This window comes from Nocardia thailandica NBRC 100428, assembly GCF_000308795.1.
GTDB classification, from domain to species: Bacteria; Actinomycetota; Actinomycetes; order Mycobacteriales; family Mycobacteriaceae; genus Nocardia; species Nocardia thailandica.
The window spans coordinates 1-13,395 of the sequence record NZ_BAGK01000069.1; the positions used below are offsets into that span (position 1 = coordinate 1).

At 73.4% G+C, this 13,395-nt stretch carries 13 protein-coding genes; 9 read left to right on the forward strand and 4 right to left on the reverse strand.

Translation table 11 applies throughout. The features are described from left to right. Positions 1 to 586: anthranilate synthase component II (locus ON36_RS07360; RefSeq protein ID WP_043649412.1), on the reverse strand; the 586-nt coding region annotated here is incomplete at its 3' end. 58 nt (positions 587 to 644) lie between these two features. Between ON36_RS07360 and ON36_RS07365 the strand changes: the two genes are divergently transcribed. The 3 genes from ON36_RS07365 to ON36_RS07375 all read left to right on the forward strand — a co-directional run bounded on the left by ON36_RS07365 (position 645) and on the right by ON36_RS07375 (position 3,548). Continuing rightward, positions 645 to 1,709 carry a phosphotransferase family protein gene (locus tag ON36_RS07365; RefSeq protein ID WP_083884965.1) on the forward strand — a complete coding sequence of 355 codons (1,065 nt, stop codon included), beginning with the start codon at positions 645 to 647 and terminating at the stop codon, positions 1,707 to 1,709. A gap of 72 nt (positions 1,710 to 1,781) precedes the next feature. Next, complete coding sequence (locus tag ON36_RS07370) at positions 1,782 to 2,309, forward strand: DinB family protein (RefSeq protein WP_043649417.1); 528 nt, start codon at positions 1,782 to 1,784, stop codon at positions 2,307 to 2,309. A gap of 108 nt (positions 2,310 to 2,417) precedes the next feature. After that, positions 2,418 to 3,548: an NDMA-dependent alcohol dehydrogenase gene (locus ON36_RS07375; protein WP_043649420.1), complete on the forward strand. Its 1,131-nt coding sequence runs from the start codon at positions 2,418 to 2,420 to the stop codon at positions 3,546 to 3,548. 3 nt (positions 3,549 to 3,551) lie between these two features. On the opposite strand, the gene ON36_RS07380 is transcribed toward ON36_RS07375, so the two are convergent. After that, positions 3,552 to 3,902, reverse strand: a complete 351-nt coding sequence (locus tag ON36_RS07380; protein WP_043649424.1) for an iron chaperone — start codon at positions 3,900 to 3,902, stop codon at positions 3,552 to 3,554. Between the two features lie 43 nt (positions 3,903 to 3,945). Next, positions 3,946 to 4,620 (reverse strand): zinc ABC transporter ATP-binding protein AztA, encoded by a 675-nt coding sequence (gene aztA, locus ON36_RS07385; RefSeq protein WP_043649428.1) that lies wholly within the window; start codon positions 4,618 to 4,620, stop codon positions 3,946 to 3,948. Between the two features lie 48 nt (positions 4,621 to 4,668). Between aztA and aztB the strand changes: the two genes are divergently transcribed. The 3 genes from aztB (at position 4,669) to aztD (ending at position 9,721) form a co-directional block, all read left to right on the forward strand. Beyond that, positions 4,669 to 7,554, forward strand: coding sequence for a zinc ABC transporter permease AztB (gene aztB / locus ON36_RS34150; RefSeq protein ID WP_085999585.1), 2,886 nt, complete (start codon positions 4,669 to 4,671; stop codon positions 7,552 to 7,554). A 107-nt stretch (positions 7,555 to 7,661) separates the two neighbouring features. Continuing rightward, positions 7,662 to 8,531, forward strand: a complete 870-nt coding sequence (gene aztC / locus ON36_RS07400) for a zinc ABC transporter substrate-binding protein AztC (protein WP_083884967.1) — start codon at positions 7,662 to 7,664, stop codon at positions 8,529 to 8,531. A 29-nt stretch (positions 8,532 to 8,560) separates the two neighbouring features. Further along, positions 8,561 to 9,721 (forward strand): zinc metallochaperone AztD, encoded by a 1,161-nt coding sequence (gene aztD / locus ON36_RS07405; protein WP_043649433.1) that lies wholly within the window; start codon positions 8,561 to 8,563, stop codon positions 9,719 to 9,721. A 51-nt stretch (positions 9,722 to 9,772) separates the two neighbouring features. Here aztD and ON36_RS07410 read toward each other — a convergent pair whose 3' ends face one another. After that, entirely contained in the window at positions 9,773 to 10,966 is a 1,194-nt protein-coding gene (locus ON36_RS07410) for a serine hydrolase domain-containing protein (protein WP_043649508.1), read from the reverse strand. A gap of 58 nt (positions 10,967 to 11,024) precedes the next feature. Here ON36_RS07410 and ON36_RS07415 point away from each other — a divergent pair, with 58 nt between their 5' ends. The 3 genes from ON36_RS07415 to ON36_RS07425 all read left to right on the forward strand — a co-directional run bounded on the left by ON36_RS07415 (position 11,025) and on the right by ON36_RS07425 (position 13,345). Then, positions 11,025 to 11,843, forward strand: coding sequence for a serine hydrolase domain-containing protein (locus ON36_RS07415; protein ID WP_043649435.1), 819 nt, complete (start codon positions 11,025 to 11,027; stop codon positions 11,841 to 11,843). A gap of 96 nt (positions 11,844 to 11,939) precedes the next feature. Next, positions 11,940 to 12,476 carry a DUF3145 domain-containing protein gene (locus ON36_RS07420; protein WP_043649511.1) on the forward strand — a complete coding sequence of 179 codons (537 nt, stop codon included), beginning with the start codon at positions 11,940 to 11,942 and terminating at the stop codon, positions 12,474 to 12,476. 332 nt (positions 12,477 to 12,808) lie between these two features. Next, positions 12,809 to 13,345, forward strand: coding sequence for a DUF8020 domain-containing protein (locus ON36_RS07425; RefSeq protein ID WP_043649437.1), 537 nt, complete (start codon positions 12,809 to 12,811; stop codon positions 13,343 to 13,345). The last annotated feature ends 50 nt before the right edge of the window (positions 13,346 to 13,395 follow it).

The window sequence follows — 13,395 nt, forward strand, 5'->3', positions numbered from 1 at the left end:
TCCCTCCGTGTGCCTTGGTCAGGCCGGCGAAGTTGCGGAACAGCGCCGCCCCGAACTCGCTCGACACCGACTCCGGATGGAACTGCACGCCCCACTGCGGGCGCGCGCGGTGCCGGACGCCCATGATCACCCCGTCGGCCGAGGTCGCGGTGACCTCCAGCTCGGGCGGCAGCGGCCCTTCGGCGGCCAGCGAGTGGTAGCGGACGACGGTGAAGTCCTGCGGCAGTCCCGCGAACAGGTCCCGCTCGTCGTGGTGGATCCGGTCCAGGTAGCCGTGACGGGGACGCGGCGCGCGCCCGACCACCCCGCCCGCGCCGACCACGATGCCCTGGTGGCCCAGGCACACGCCGAGCAGCGGCAGCGGGCACTCGGCGATCACCGCCGTGGAGATCCCCATGTCGCCGGGCCGGTCGGGCCGCCCGGGTCCGGGGGAGACGACGACGTTGTCGAAGCGCGCCAGCTCGAGCGCGGCCACGGTGTCCACCTCGTCGTTGCGCACGACCACCGTCTCGGTCCCGACCTCGCTCATGAGCTGATAGAGGTTGTAGGTGAACGAGTCGTAATTGTCGATCAGCAACGTGCGCATGGTGCTCAGAACCCTACGCCGGGCGAATCCGCACCTCGGCGCGACGTGTCCGGGCACAATGTGGGCCATGTCTGTTTCGCAGCCGGTCGACATCGACCCGACGATCGCGGACTTCGCGGCGATCACCGCCTGGATGGATGCCGAGGGCCTGCCCGGCGGCCCGGTCGGCGCCGTCGCCGCGATCGGCGGCGGCACCCAGAACATCATGCTGCGGTTCACCCGCGGCGACCGCGAGTACGTGCTGCGGCGCGGCCCGAAACACCTGCGCCCCAAGAGCAACGAGGTCATCGCCCGCGAGTTCCGGCTGCTCGGCGCCCTCGACGGCGCCGGGGTCCGCGCGCCGCACGTCATCGCCGCCTGTCCCGACGACGGCGTCATCGGCGCGGTCTTCTACCTGATGGACCCGATCGACGGGTTCAATCCGCAGACCGAGCTGCCCGCCCTGCACGCCGGCGACGCCGAGGTCCGCAGGCAGATGGGCCTGTCGGCGGTCGAGGCCATCGCCCGCCTCGGCGGGGTCGACTACGCCGCGCTCGGCCTCGCGGACTACGGGCGCCCCGACGGCTTCCTCGAACGCCAGGTGCCGCGGTGGCTCGGCGAGCTCGAGTCCTACGGCGCCAACGAGGGCTACCCCGGCCCGGAGATCCCCGGCGTGGCGCGGATCGCGGACTGGCTCGAGCGGCACCGCCCGGCGGAGTGGACGCCGGGCATCCTGCACGGCGACTGTCACCTGGCCAACATGATGTTCGAGTACGACAGCCCGCGGGTGGCGGCGATGGTGGACTGGGAGATGTCGACCATCGGCGACCCGCTGCTCGACCTCGGCTGGCAACTGGCCACCCGCCCGGAACCGGGCACCGCGGGCGCCGGGCTCATGGGCACCCTCGGCCAGGTCGGCGGCCTGCCGACACAGGCCGAGATGATCGAGCACTACGGGCGCTTCTCCGACCGCGACCTGAGCGCGGTCACCTGGTACACCGTGCTGGCCTGCTTCAAGCTCGGCATCGTGCTCGAGGGCACCCACGCCCGGGCCTTCGCCGGGAAGGCGCCCAAGCAGATCGGTGACTTCCTGCACGCGGTCACCCTCGAGCTCTTCGACCAGGCGCGGCGCCTGGCGGAGTGACTGCCCGGATCTCGGCGCAGGTTGGCAGTAATTTGCTGGCCGATGAGTTTCGGACACTCTACGGTGGGGGTCATGCCGATCGTGCCCGACACCAAGGACTGGACCTGGGTCCTCGAACAGACCTGCCCCGCCTGTGGATTCGACGCCCCGTCCACCGACTACGCCGCCGTCCCCGACCTCGCTGCGGCCGCGGCCGCGCGGATCGGGGCCGCGCTCGCCCGCGCGGACGCCCGCGTGCGCCCGGACGAGTCGACCTGGTCGGTCCTCGAATACGGGGCGCACGTCCGCGACGTGTGCCGGATCTTCGACACCAGGCTGGCGCTGGTCCTGGCCGGTGACGGCGTCGCGGTGCCCCGCTTCGCGAACTGGGACCAGGACGCGACGGCCGTCGCCGAACGCTACGGCGAGCAGGACCCGGCCCGGGTCGCCGCCGAGCTCGATGCGGCCGCCGCGGCGGTCTGCGCCGCCTTCGCCGCGGTCGCCCCCGACCGGCGCGCGCTGCGGGGCGCGCGCAGCGACGGCGCGCTCTTCACGGTCGATTCCCTCGCCCGCTACTTCCTCCACGACCTCGTCCATCACGTCCACGACGTGCGCGGATAGGAAATTTTCGGCAACGTTTCTAGAACGTGTTTCAGAATCGCCGGATTTTCCGTAGGGTGAGTGCAGTCACAAGAAGGCACCACTGCAAGGCGAGAGGTCGAGGCGGAGATGAAGACGAAGGGCGCGATCCTGTGGGGCACCGATCAGCCGTGGTCGGTCGAGGAGATCGAGATCGGTGACCCCGTCGCCGGTGAGGTGCAGATCCGCCTCGAGACCGCGGGCATGTGCCACTCCGACCACCACATCGTCACCGGCGCCACCCCGATGCCGGCGTTCCCGGTCATGGGTGGCCACGAGGGCGCGGGCGTGATCACCAAGCTCGGACCGAACTGTCCGGCCGACCTCGCCGTGGGCGACCACGTCATCCTCTCGTTCATCCCCGCCTGCGGCCGCTGCCCGGCGTGCGTGGCCGGGCACATGGCGCTGTGCGACCTGGGCGCGGGTCTGCTGATGGGCCAGGCGATCTCCGACGGCACCTACCGCATCCAGGCGCGCGGCGAGAACGTCATCCCCATGTGCCTGCTCGGCACGTTCTCCCCCTACATGACCGTGCACCACACCTCGGTCGTCAAGATCGACCCGACCATCCCCTTCGAGGTGGCCTGCCTCGTCGGCTGCGGCGTGCCGACCGGCTTCGGCTCCTCCACCCACGTCGCGCAGGTGTCCCCGGGCGAGACCGTGGTCATCGCGGGCATCGGCGGCGTCGGCATGAGCGCGCTGCAGGGCGCGGTGCTCTCCGGCGCCTCCAAGGTCGTCGCCATCGACCCGAACCCGTGGAAGCGGGAGCAGGCGCAGAAGTTCGGCGCCACCCACACCTACGAATCGATGGCGGCCGCCATCATGCCGCTCATGGAGGCCACCGAGGGTCGCATGGCCGAGAAGGTCATCCTGACCATGGGCGAGATGCACGGCGACTACGTCGAGGAGGGCCTGATCCTCACCGCCAAGGCGGGCACCCTGGTCGTCACCTCGATGGGCCGCATGGACGCTGGCGACGTGAAGATGAACAGCTTCCTGCTCTCGATGCTGCAGAAGACGGTCAAGGGCTGCATCTTCGGCGGCGGCAACGCCCGCCAGGACGCCCCGCGCCTGCTGCAGCTCTACAAGTCCGGCCAGCTCAACCTCGACGACATGGTGACCCGGAGCTACTCCCTCGAGGAGATCAACCAGGGCTACCAGGACATGCTCGACGGCAAGAACATCCGCGGCATCATCCGCTACACCGAGAACGACTGGTAGGACTCAGCGTTTCCGCTCGGCCAGCCGCACCGCGATCCGCGCGATGAGATCGTAGGGAATCGGCTGGCCGAGCGGGAATTTCAGCGTGCCGCGCCCCGCCTTGTACGGGGCGATGTCCGCCTCGAACGCCTCGTCCCCCTCGGGGATGGGATAGATGCTCACGTGCTGTTTCCAGCCGGCGAAGGACAGCACCGGGCGGTCGCCGAGGGTGATCGCGGGCATGTCGTAGGAGATCGTCTCGCCCGCTCCCGGCAGCGCCTCGTGCACCGTGTCGCGGATCCGCTGCAGGATCGCCCGCTCCGGGTCGGGGAACGCGGCCAGGTAGTCCTCGACCGAGGCCGGCTTGTCGGGCATGGTTCCTCCTACGCGTCGACCGGGGGAGCGAACGCCGCCGATTCTAGTCCTCGCCCACCCACTCCGGGCGGCCCTGGGCGATCAGCCTGCCCCCGCGCAACACCAGGCAGTGCCCCGCGCGCCGCGCCTGCGCGCGGTCGTGGGTGACCTGGACGACGGTCACCCCGCCGCCGGTCAGTTCCGCGACCACGGCCGCGATGTCGTCCTGGGCGGCGGTGTCCAGCCCCGCCGCCGGCTCGTCGAGCAGCACCAGCTCCGCGCGCTGGGCCAGCGCCTGGGCCAGCAGTGTGCGCTGGCGCTGGCCGCCGGAGAGCGTGTCCAGCCGCCGTGTGCGCAGGTCGCCCAGGCGTAGCCGGTCCAGGCAGTCGTCGACGACGGCCCGGTCGGCGCGGGTCAGCCGTTTCCACGCGCCGCGGTGCGCCCACCGGCCCATGGCGACCGTCTCGCCGACCGTCAGCGGCAGGGTCGCCGGAATCTCGGTGTGCTGCAACACGAGTGCGGGCCGGCCCGGGACGGTGCTGTGCACGCGGCCCGCCCTCGGGGTCAGGGTCCCGGCCAGCACGTGCAGCAGGGTGGACTTCCCCGAGCCGTTCGGCCCCGTGATCGCGGTGGCCGTCCCGCGCGGGATGGTGGCGCTCACCCCGTGCAGGACGGGGCGGCCGGGATAGCCGGCGGACAGATTCTCGATCCGGATCGCGGCGTCGTCGGTGTGTTCCATCTCACCTCGTTTGAAATGACAATCGTTTTCACTATAGCGTGCGGCGCTATGGAGATCCTGTTCGTCCCTTTCGAGGTGGCCTTCGTGCAGCGGGCGCTGTGGGCCGGCCTCCTGGTGTCGTGCGTGTGCGCCGTCGCCGGGACGTGGGTCGTGGTGCGCGGCATGGCCTTTCTCGGCGACGCGATGGCCCACGGGATGCTGCCCGGGGTCGCGGTCGCCGCGCTGCTCGGCGGTAGTCCGCTGCTCGGCGCCGCGATCAGCTGCGCCGCGATGGCCGCCGGGGTCTCGCTGCTCGGCCGGAACCGGCGCTTCGCGCCCGACACCGCCATCGGGCTGCTCTTCGCGGGCATGCTCGCCCTCGGGGTGATCCTCGTGTCGCGGTCGCAATCGTTCGCCGTCGACCTGACCGGGTTCCTCTTCGGCGACGTCCTGGCGGTCCGCGCCCGCGACCTGTGGTTCCTGGCCGCCGCGCTCGCGGTCGCCGTGGCGGTCGCGGCCCTCGGCCACCGCGCCTTCGTGGCCCTGGCCTTCGACCCCCGCAAGGCCGAAACCCTCGGCCTGCGGCCGCGTCTCGCCCAGGCCGCGCTGGTCGGGCTGCTCACGCTGGCCATCGTCGCCTCCTTCCACATCGTCGGAACCCTGCTGGTCTTCGGGCTGCTCATCGCCCCGCCCGCCGCCGCCGTCTCCTGGACCGACCGCATCCCGGTCGTCATGCTGCTCGCGGCCGCCCTCGGCGGCGTCGCCACCGCCGCGGGCCTGCTGATCTCCTGGCACGCGCAGGTCGCGGCCGGCGCCTGCATCGCCGCCACCGCGGTCGGCCTGTTCTTCCTCTCCGCCATCGCGGCGGCCGTGCGCGACCGGATCACCGGACACCGCGGGCACCCCGACAGCGGAGGGGACACGCCGGACGAGACGAGCGCGGGACTCCCGGGGCGGTCGCGCGCGGGAGCTGTGGATGAGGGCGAACCGTCCTCGGCGGGTTCGGGCACGGCGGGTTCGGGCACGGCGGGTTCGGCCGGGATGGATGTCACGGAGACGGCGGGCTCGCCGGGGGAGAAGCCCACCGATCCGCCGGGCGCGGCGACCACGGGTGTGTGCGTCTCGCCTTCGGTGGGCGTGGAGTGCACGGAGTCCGCCGGTTCGCGTGGGTCGGGCTCCACCGGTGCCGAGGGCGAGGGTTCCGCGTCTGCCGCGATCGCACGGTGTGGGGATTCCGCGGGGTCTGTCCGCTCGGCTCCCCCCTCGTCGGGCCGGGGAGCTCTGTCCGCTGGGGAGTTCGTCCGGACTCCGTTCACTCCGGTAGGTCGGCCTGTCGGGTCCCTCGGCGAGTCCGCACAAATCCGCTCGGCGGCTGCGGCTGAGGCGGGGCGGACCGCCGGATCCGTCGGCGGTCCGTCGCGGGCGCGGTGGTGGTCGCGCCGGCGGCGACCGGTGGCGGGGCTGGCGTTGGCCGCCCTGCTGCCCGTCATCGGCTGCGCGGCCACGGAATCCGGGCCGGTCGCCGAAGCGCCGCACGGCTACGTCGAGGGCGCGGAGGAGACCGCCGACGAACAGCTGCGGCTGGTGCTGGCCGGAACCGACGGCGCCGTGCGGGTACTCGACCTGCTCACCGAGGAGGTGACCGCGCTCGGCTCCGGTGCGGCGGTGACCACCATCGCGGACGACGGCCGCTTCGCGTATCTGAGCACCGCCGCGGGCGTACGGGTCGTCGACAGCGGGGGATGGACCGTCGACCACGGCGACCACAGTCACTACTACCGCGCGCCCGTGCGGGAGATCGGCACGCTCGCCGGGCGCGGGCGCGAGATCACCTTCGCACACGGCGATCCCGCGGTCACCGTTCTCGGCTCGTCCGGCCCGCAGGCGACCGGGACGGCCGAAACCCCCGACCCGCAGGCGCCGAGGGCCGCCGATGCGCCGGGGACGCCGGCGACGACGACACCGGGCACCGCGCAGGAGCCGCCGGGTACTGCGCAGGAGCCGCCGGGTGCTGCGCAGGAGCCGCCGGGTGCTGCGCAGGAGCCGCCGGGTGCTGCGCAGGAGCCGCCGGGCACTGCGCAGGAGCCGCCGGGCACCGCGCAGGCACCGCCGGGCACCGGGGAGGCCCCGCCCGGCGGCCAGACGCCGTCGCCCGCATCCACGGCGCCCTCACCGACCTCGCCGGCCTCACCGAGGGCCGCCGACACGGCGACCCGGGGCACGGCTCCCTCCGCCTCGGTGCTCGACCGGGCGGCCCTCGACGGGGGACAGCTCCCGCGCGCGACGGAACTCGGGGCGCTCGCCGTGCCGTACGACGAACGCCTGGTGACCGTTTCGCAGGCCGGCGTGGTCGAGGTGCGGGGACGCGACGGCGGCGCGGGGGAGCGGGTCGACATCGCGTGCCCGCGACCGCGCGGGCAGGCGGTGACCCGGCGCGGCGCCGTGTTCGGCTGCGCCGACGGTGCGGTGGTGGTCGCGCGGCGGGACGGCGCGCTGGTCGCGGAGAAGATCGCCTATCCACCTGCGGTGCCGGACGACGAGCGGGTCACCGCGTTCACCCATCGCCCGGGCAGCACGGTGCTGACGGCGCTCGCCGGCCGGGACGCGGTGTGGTCCCTGGACATCCGCGCGAAGACGTGGACCCGGGTCCCGGTGCCCGACGCGGTGGCGGTGAGCACCGCGGGGGAGGGTGCGCCGCTGCTGGTGCTGACCCGCGACGGCGTGCTGCGCGCCTTCGACCCCCGCACCGGAGCGCCGGGCGCCCAGGTGCCCCTGCTCGCGCCGCCCGCCCCGGGCGACCCGGCGCCGGCGCTCGTGGTCGACCCGAATCGCGCCTACGTCAACGACTTCCGGGGGCGGCGCGTCCACGAGATCGCCTACAACGACAACCTGCGCGTCGCCCGCGTCTTCGACCTCGACATCGCCCCCGCCCACCTGACGGAGACCGGACTGTGAACACCGACGGACCCGTGCCCGGCGGCCAGGGCACCCACCGCACCCACGGCACGCGCCGCACCCGGCGCGGACCGGTCGCGGCCTGCGTCGTCGCCCTGCTGGCGACCCTGCTGACCGCCTGCGCGGGCGGCGACCGCGACGGGCGCGGCATCGTGGTGACCACCAACATCCTCGGCGACATCACCCGCGCGATCGTCGGCGACGCGGTGCCGGTGACCGTGCTCATGCCGCCGGAGGCCGACCCGCACTCCTTCGCGATCTCGGCCCGGCAGGCCGCCGACCTCGAACACGCGGGGCTGGTGCTGCACAACGGGCTCGGGCTCGAGGAGGGGATCGCGCGGCACGTCGAGGCGGCCCGCGCCGCGGGAGTCCCGGTCACGGGCGTCGCGGAGCTGCTCGACCCCCTCGCCTACGCCGGCGACGAGGACGCAGGGCGGCCGGACCCGCACTTCTGGACCGACCCGCGGCGGGTCCGCCGCGCGGTCGCGGTGATCACCGACAGCGTGCTCACCCACGTCCGCGACGTCGACACGGCGGCGGTGCGCGCGGGCGCCGAACGCTACGGCGCCGAGCTCGACGCGCTCGACGGGTGGATGACCGAACGGTTCGCGACCATCCCCGCCGAGCACCGGCAGCTGGTCACCAACCATCACGTGTTCGGATACCTGGCCCAGCGCTTCGGGTTCCGCGTCGTCGGCGCGGTCATCCCGAGCGGCACCACCCTGGCCTCGCCCGGCCCCTCCGACCTCGACGCGCTCGCCGGCGCCGTGCGGGCCGCGGGCGTGCGCGCGATCTTCGCCGACTCCTCCCAGCCGGACCGGCTCGCGCGGGTCCTGGCCGAACACGCGGGGCTGCGCGTCCGCGTCGTCGCCCTGCACACCGAGTCGCTGACCGGTACCGGCGGCGCCGCGCCCACCTACCTGCGGATGATGCGCGCCAACACCGACGCGATCACCGACGGACTGGCGGGGCCGTGATCCACCGCCATCGAAAGAGAGAGCAGTCCATGCACATCCGATCCCGGGCCTCGGTCGCGGCCGCGCTGACGATCGTCTCGGTCCTGACCCTGTCCGCCTGCGGCGGCGACTCCGGCGCCCACGACCACCCGCACGCGCCGGGCGCCGAGCCCATCGCGCTCACCTACGACGGCGGCATCTACGTCCTGACGGGCGACACCCTGGCCCCCGTCGGCCAGGTGAGCATCGACGGCTTCAACCGCCTCAACCCGGCGGGCGACGACCACCACCTCATCGTCTCCACCGCCGACCGCTTCCGCGTGTTCGACGCCGCCGACGCGGAATTCACCGGCGTCGACATCGCGGCGAGCAAGCCCGGCCACGTCGTGCGGCACGCGGGCCGGACGGTCCTGTTCGCCGACGGCTCGGGCGAGGTCACCCTTCTCGACACCGCCACGCTCGGCGACGAGTCCCCGCGGCGCACCACCTACCGGGCCGCCGCCCCGCACCACGGCGTCGCCGTCGAACTCGCCAACCGGGAACTCGTGGTCACCCTCGGCACCGAGGAGAAGCGGACCGGCATCGCCGTCCTGGACGCCGACCGTCACGAACGCACCCGCAACGAGGACTGCCCCGGCGTGCACGGCGAGGCCACCGCCGCGAACGAGACCGTCGTGATCGGCTGCCAGACCGGCGCGCTGGTCTATCGCGACGGCGTCATCACCAAGGTCACCAGCCCCACCCCCTACGGCCGCATCGGCAACATGGCGGGCAGCGACGCGTCCCCGGTCGTCCTCGGCGACTACAAGCAGGACCGGGACGCCGAACTCGAGCGGCCCCAGCGGGTCTCGCTGGTCGACACGGTCACCGGCACCCTGCGGCTGGTCGACCTCGGCACCAGCTACTCCTTCCGCTCGCTCGGCCGCGGCCCCCGGGGCGAGGGGCTGGTCCTCGGCACCGACGGCGGCCTGCGCGTCATCGACCCGGGCACCGGCGCGGTGACCCGCACCATCCCGGTGCTCGGCGCCTGGCAGGAGCCGCTGAAGTGGCAGGCCGCCCGACCCGCGCTGTTCGCGCGCGGCGGCGACGCCTACGTCACCGACCCGGCGGCCGCACAGGTGCACCGGATCGACCTCGCCGAGGGCAAGGTCGTCGCCACGGCCACCCTGGACCAGGCGCCCAACGAGATCAGCGGCGTCTCGGCCCACTGACCCGGGCACGTCCGGCGGCGTCCGCGCCCGCGGAGGCCGCCGGCGACCCGGTCAGCCCGCGCAGCGCACCACCGCGTCCCGGAGTTTGCGGCTGCGCACGTCGTCGAGGATGGCCATCCCGAGCCGGTTCATGGTGTAACCGAAGCCGAGGCCGGTGGCCGGGTCGGCGAAGCCGAACGAGCCGCCGAGGCCGGTGGTGCCGTAGGCGCGCTTGTCCGAACCGAACCGGAACGACCCGCGCGACTTGCGGAAGCCGAGGTGATAGCGGCTCCTGGTGTGCAGCACCAGGTCCTGCGCGGGGACGTCGTCGGCGGTCTCGGCGAGCGCGAGCCGGTCGAGCACGGGCTCCGACAGCGGCAGCACCCCGGTCCGTCCGGCGGCCGCGCCGTACACCCGGGCCAGGGCGCGGGCGTTGCCGACGCCGTTCATGCCCGGCCACTCCACCCGCAGGAACTCCCGGCGCGCGGCGCGGGCGGGGGCGCCGGGCCGCGGGTTGGTCAGCGCGCCGTAGGACAGCCCGCGCTTGGCGTAGACCTCGAGGCCGATCCGCAGCGGCAGATCGCGTTCGTAGCGCAGGATGTCGAGGCCCTTGGTCGCCGAGAGCACGGCCACCCGCTCCATCGGCTCGTTGTCCGGGTAGCCGATGAACAGGTCGGCGCCGAGCGGGCCCGCGATCTCCTCGGCGAAGAACCGGCCGACCCCGCGGCCGGCCGGATCCACCCGCCGCAGCAGCTCGTTCTGGTACAGGCCGTAGGTCAGCGCGTGGTAGCCGTGGCGGGTGCCCGGCGTCCAGGCCGGCTTCTGCTCGGCCAGGATCACCGCGAGCGCGTCCTGGTCGGCCAGCTCGCCCAGCTTCACGATGCGGTCGAGCTGCGAGAGGCCGGCCTGGTGATCGATCAGCTGGCGCACGGTGACGTCCTGCTTGCCGTTGGCCGCGAACTCGGGCCAGTGCTTCGCCACCGGGTCCTCGTAGTCCAGCAGTCCCCGCGACACCGCGGCCGCGATCGTGAACGCCGACATTCCCTTCGACGAGGAGAACACCGGCACGATGGTGTCGCGCTCCCAGGGCTGCACCCGCGCGCGGTCCCGATGCCCTGCCCACAGATCGACGACGGGGGTGTCCCCGTCGTAGACGGCGACGGCGGCGCCGATCTCGGCATGGTCGGTGAAGTTGCGGCGGAAGGCATCGGCGACGGGGCCGAAACCGGCCGCCACGTCACCGTGGATGGAGGGTGCAGCGCTCATGGTGGTACCGATGGTATCGCCCACCCGCGCGCGGCCGCCCTCTCGTAGGCTGACCGGCATGCGAGCGCTGACCCAGATCGAGTCCTGGCCGGTGGAACATGCCGCGGCGGCGGTGATCACCCGGGGCCGTGCCGAGCTGGCCGGCGACGCGGGCCGGGTGTTCCGGCTCGCCTCGGTCACCAAACCGCTCGTCGCCTACGCCACCCTGGTCGCGGTCGAGGAGGGCGCGGTCGAACTCGACCAGCCCGCTGGCCCACCCGGGGCCACCGTCCGCCACCTGCTCGCCCACACCTCCGGCGTCGCCTTCGCCACGCCCGAGGTCATCGCGGCGCCCGGCACCCGCCGCATCTACTCGAGCGCGGGCTTCGAACTGCTCGCCGACTTCCTCGCCACGCAGACCGAGATCGACTTCCCCCGCTACCTGCACGAGGCGGTCTTCGCGCCCCTCGGCATGCGGACCGCCGTGCTCGACGGCTCCGCCGGGCACGCCGCCTCGGCCTCCCTCGCCGACCTCGTCGCGTTCGCCACCGAATTGCTGTCGCCGCGCCTCGTCTCCCGGGCCACCCTCGACGAGGCGACCACCGTCCAGTTCCCCGGCCTCGACGGCGTCCTGCCCGGGTTCGGCACCCAGCGCCCCAACGACTGGGGGCTCGGCTTCGAGATCCGCGACGGCAAGACCCCGCACTGGACCGGCGCGGGCAATTCGGCCCGCACCTACGGGCACTTCGGGCAGTCCGGGACCTTCCTGTGGGTCGATCCCGCGCTGGGGGCCGCGTGCGTGGCCCTGAGCGACCGCGACTTCGGCGACTGGGCCCGCGACGTGTGGCCGCCGTTCAGTGACACGGTGATTGCGGACCTGCAACACGCTGGGACGTAACACCGGTAACTCCAGTCCGCTTCAGTAGACTCGGGCCACGCCGGTCCGGCAGGGCGTTGGGGAAGACGCTCCTTGTCGAGGCTGGAGGTGTTGGTGGTGCGCGCATCGACTCAGTTCGCTGACGCGACGGCGGGTGTGGTCTACATCCACTCCTCGCCCGCCGCGTTGTGCCCGCACGTCGAATGGGCACTGACCGCGGCGCTGTCGGCCCCCGCGCGCCTGCGCTGGACCGTCCAGCCCGCCGACGGCCACCTGCGCGCCTCCTCCGACTGGATCGGCCCGGTGGGCACCGCGTCCCGGATAGCCCAATCGTTGCGCACCTGGCCGGTTCTGCGCTTCGAGGTCACCGAGGACCCCTCCGACGGCGTGGACGGCGAGCGCTACAGCTTCGTCCCCGGGCTCGGTCTCTGGCACGGTTCCACCGGCGCCAACGGCGATGTCGTGCTGGGGGAGATGCGATTACGCGCCCTGCTGCAGGCCGCGGGCGAACTCGGCGCGCACGGCGCCTACGATCTGTCCGCCGAGATCGACCGCGCCCTCGGCACGCCCTGGGACGAGGACCTCGAGTCCTACCGGCACGGTGTCGACAACAGCGGCGCGGAGGTGCACTGGCTGCGCCGCGACGTCGGCTGAGCGTCCGCGCCCGGGTTTTCGGCCGACGAACCGGTCGGTTCCGTGGAGGTTTTCCGGTGACTCGCCACGGGCGCAGGATCGTTCGCCCGATCGCGGGCGGGGTGATCGGCGCGGCGTCGGGGTAGCTCACCGTCCCGTGCCGCGCGCCGGGCCCCGCGTGTTGCGCATCGATGTTTTTCCGGTATCACCGCAGGTGGGTTCCCCGCTGCCGCGACCTGCACGAGAATGTGCAACGGGACCGAGATCCGGTCCGGCAGAGTATGTTCCGCCGGTCCCGGCGGGCAGACTGGAGGGGCACGATGACTTTTTCGTCTCGAACGAGTTCCCGCGCAGTGCGATTCGGCTCGATCGCCGTCCTCGCCGCGGGCGCGCTCGGCATCGCATCCGGCACCGCGCACGCGGCACCCGCCGTGCCCGTGGTGCACGGCGCCGAAGGGGGAGTGGAATTCGTCGCGAGCCCGCTGACCGACGGGTCCGGGCTCACCGCCCGCACCGAGGCGGGCACCTTCACCCTCGCGGGCGGGGCCGTCCTGCTGGCGGACCCCGAGGGCCGGATCGTGGCCTCGGTCCCGACCCGGATCGTCACCGGCGCGGGCACCTTCGACCTGGACGCCGGTGTCGCCGCCGACGGCCGGTCGGTCACCCTGCGTCCCGTCGGCGCGCCCGCGGTGGTGCAGAACCACCTCGCGGGCTTCGTCGACGAGGCCGCCGACACCCAGGCCCGCAAGCAGTACAACGCGGGCATCGGCGCCCTGATCGGCGCGGGCATCGGCGCGGTGCTCGGGTTCTTCCTCGGCGGCGTCGGCGCGCTGGTCACCGTCCCGATCGGGGCCGGGATCGGCGCGCTCATCGGGTATTCGACGCCGTAGCCGGTGACGGCGGCCGCCGGGGGTGCCCGGCGGCCGCACGCGCCGGATCC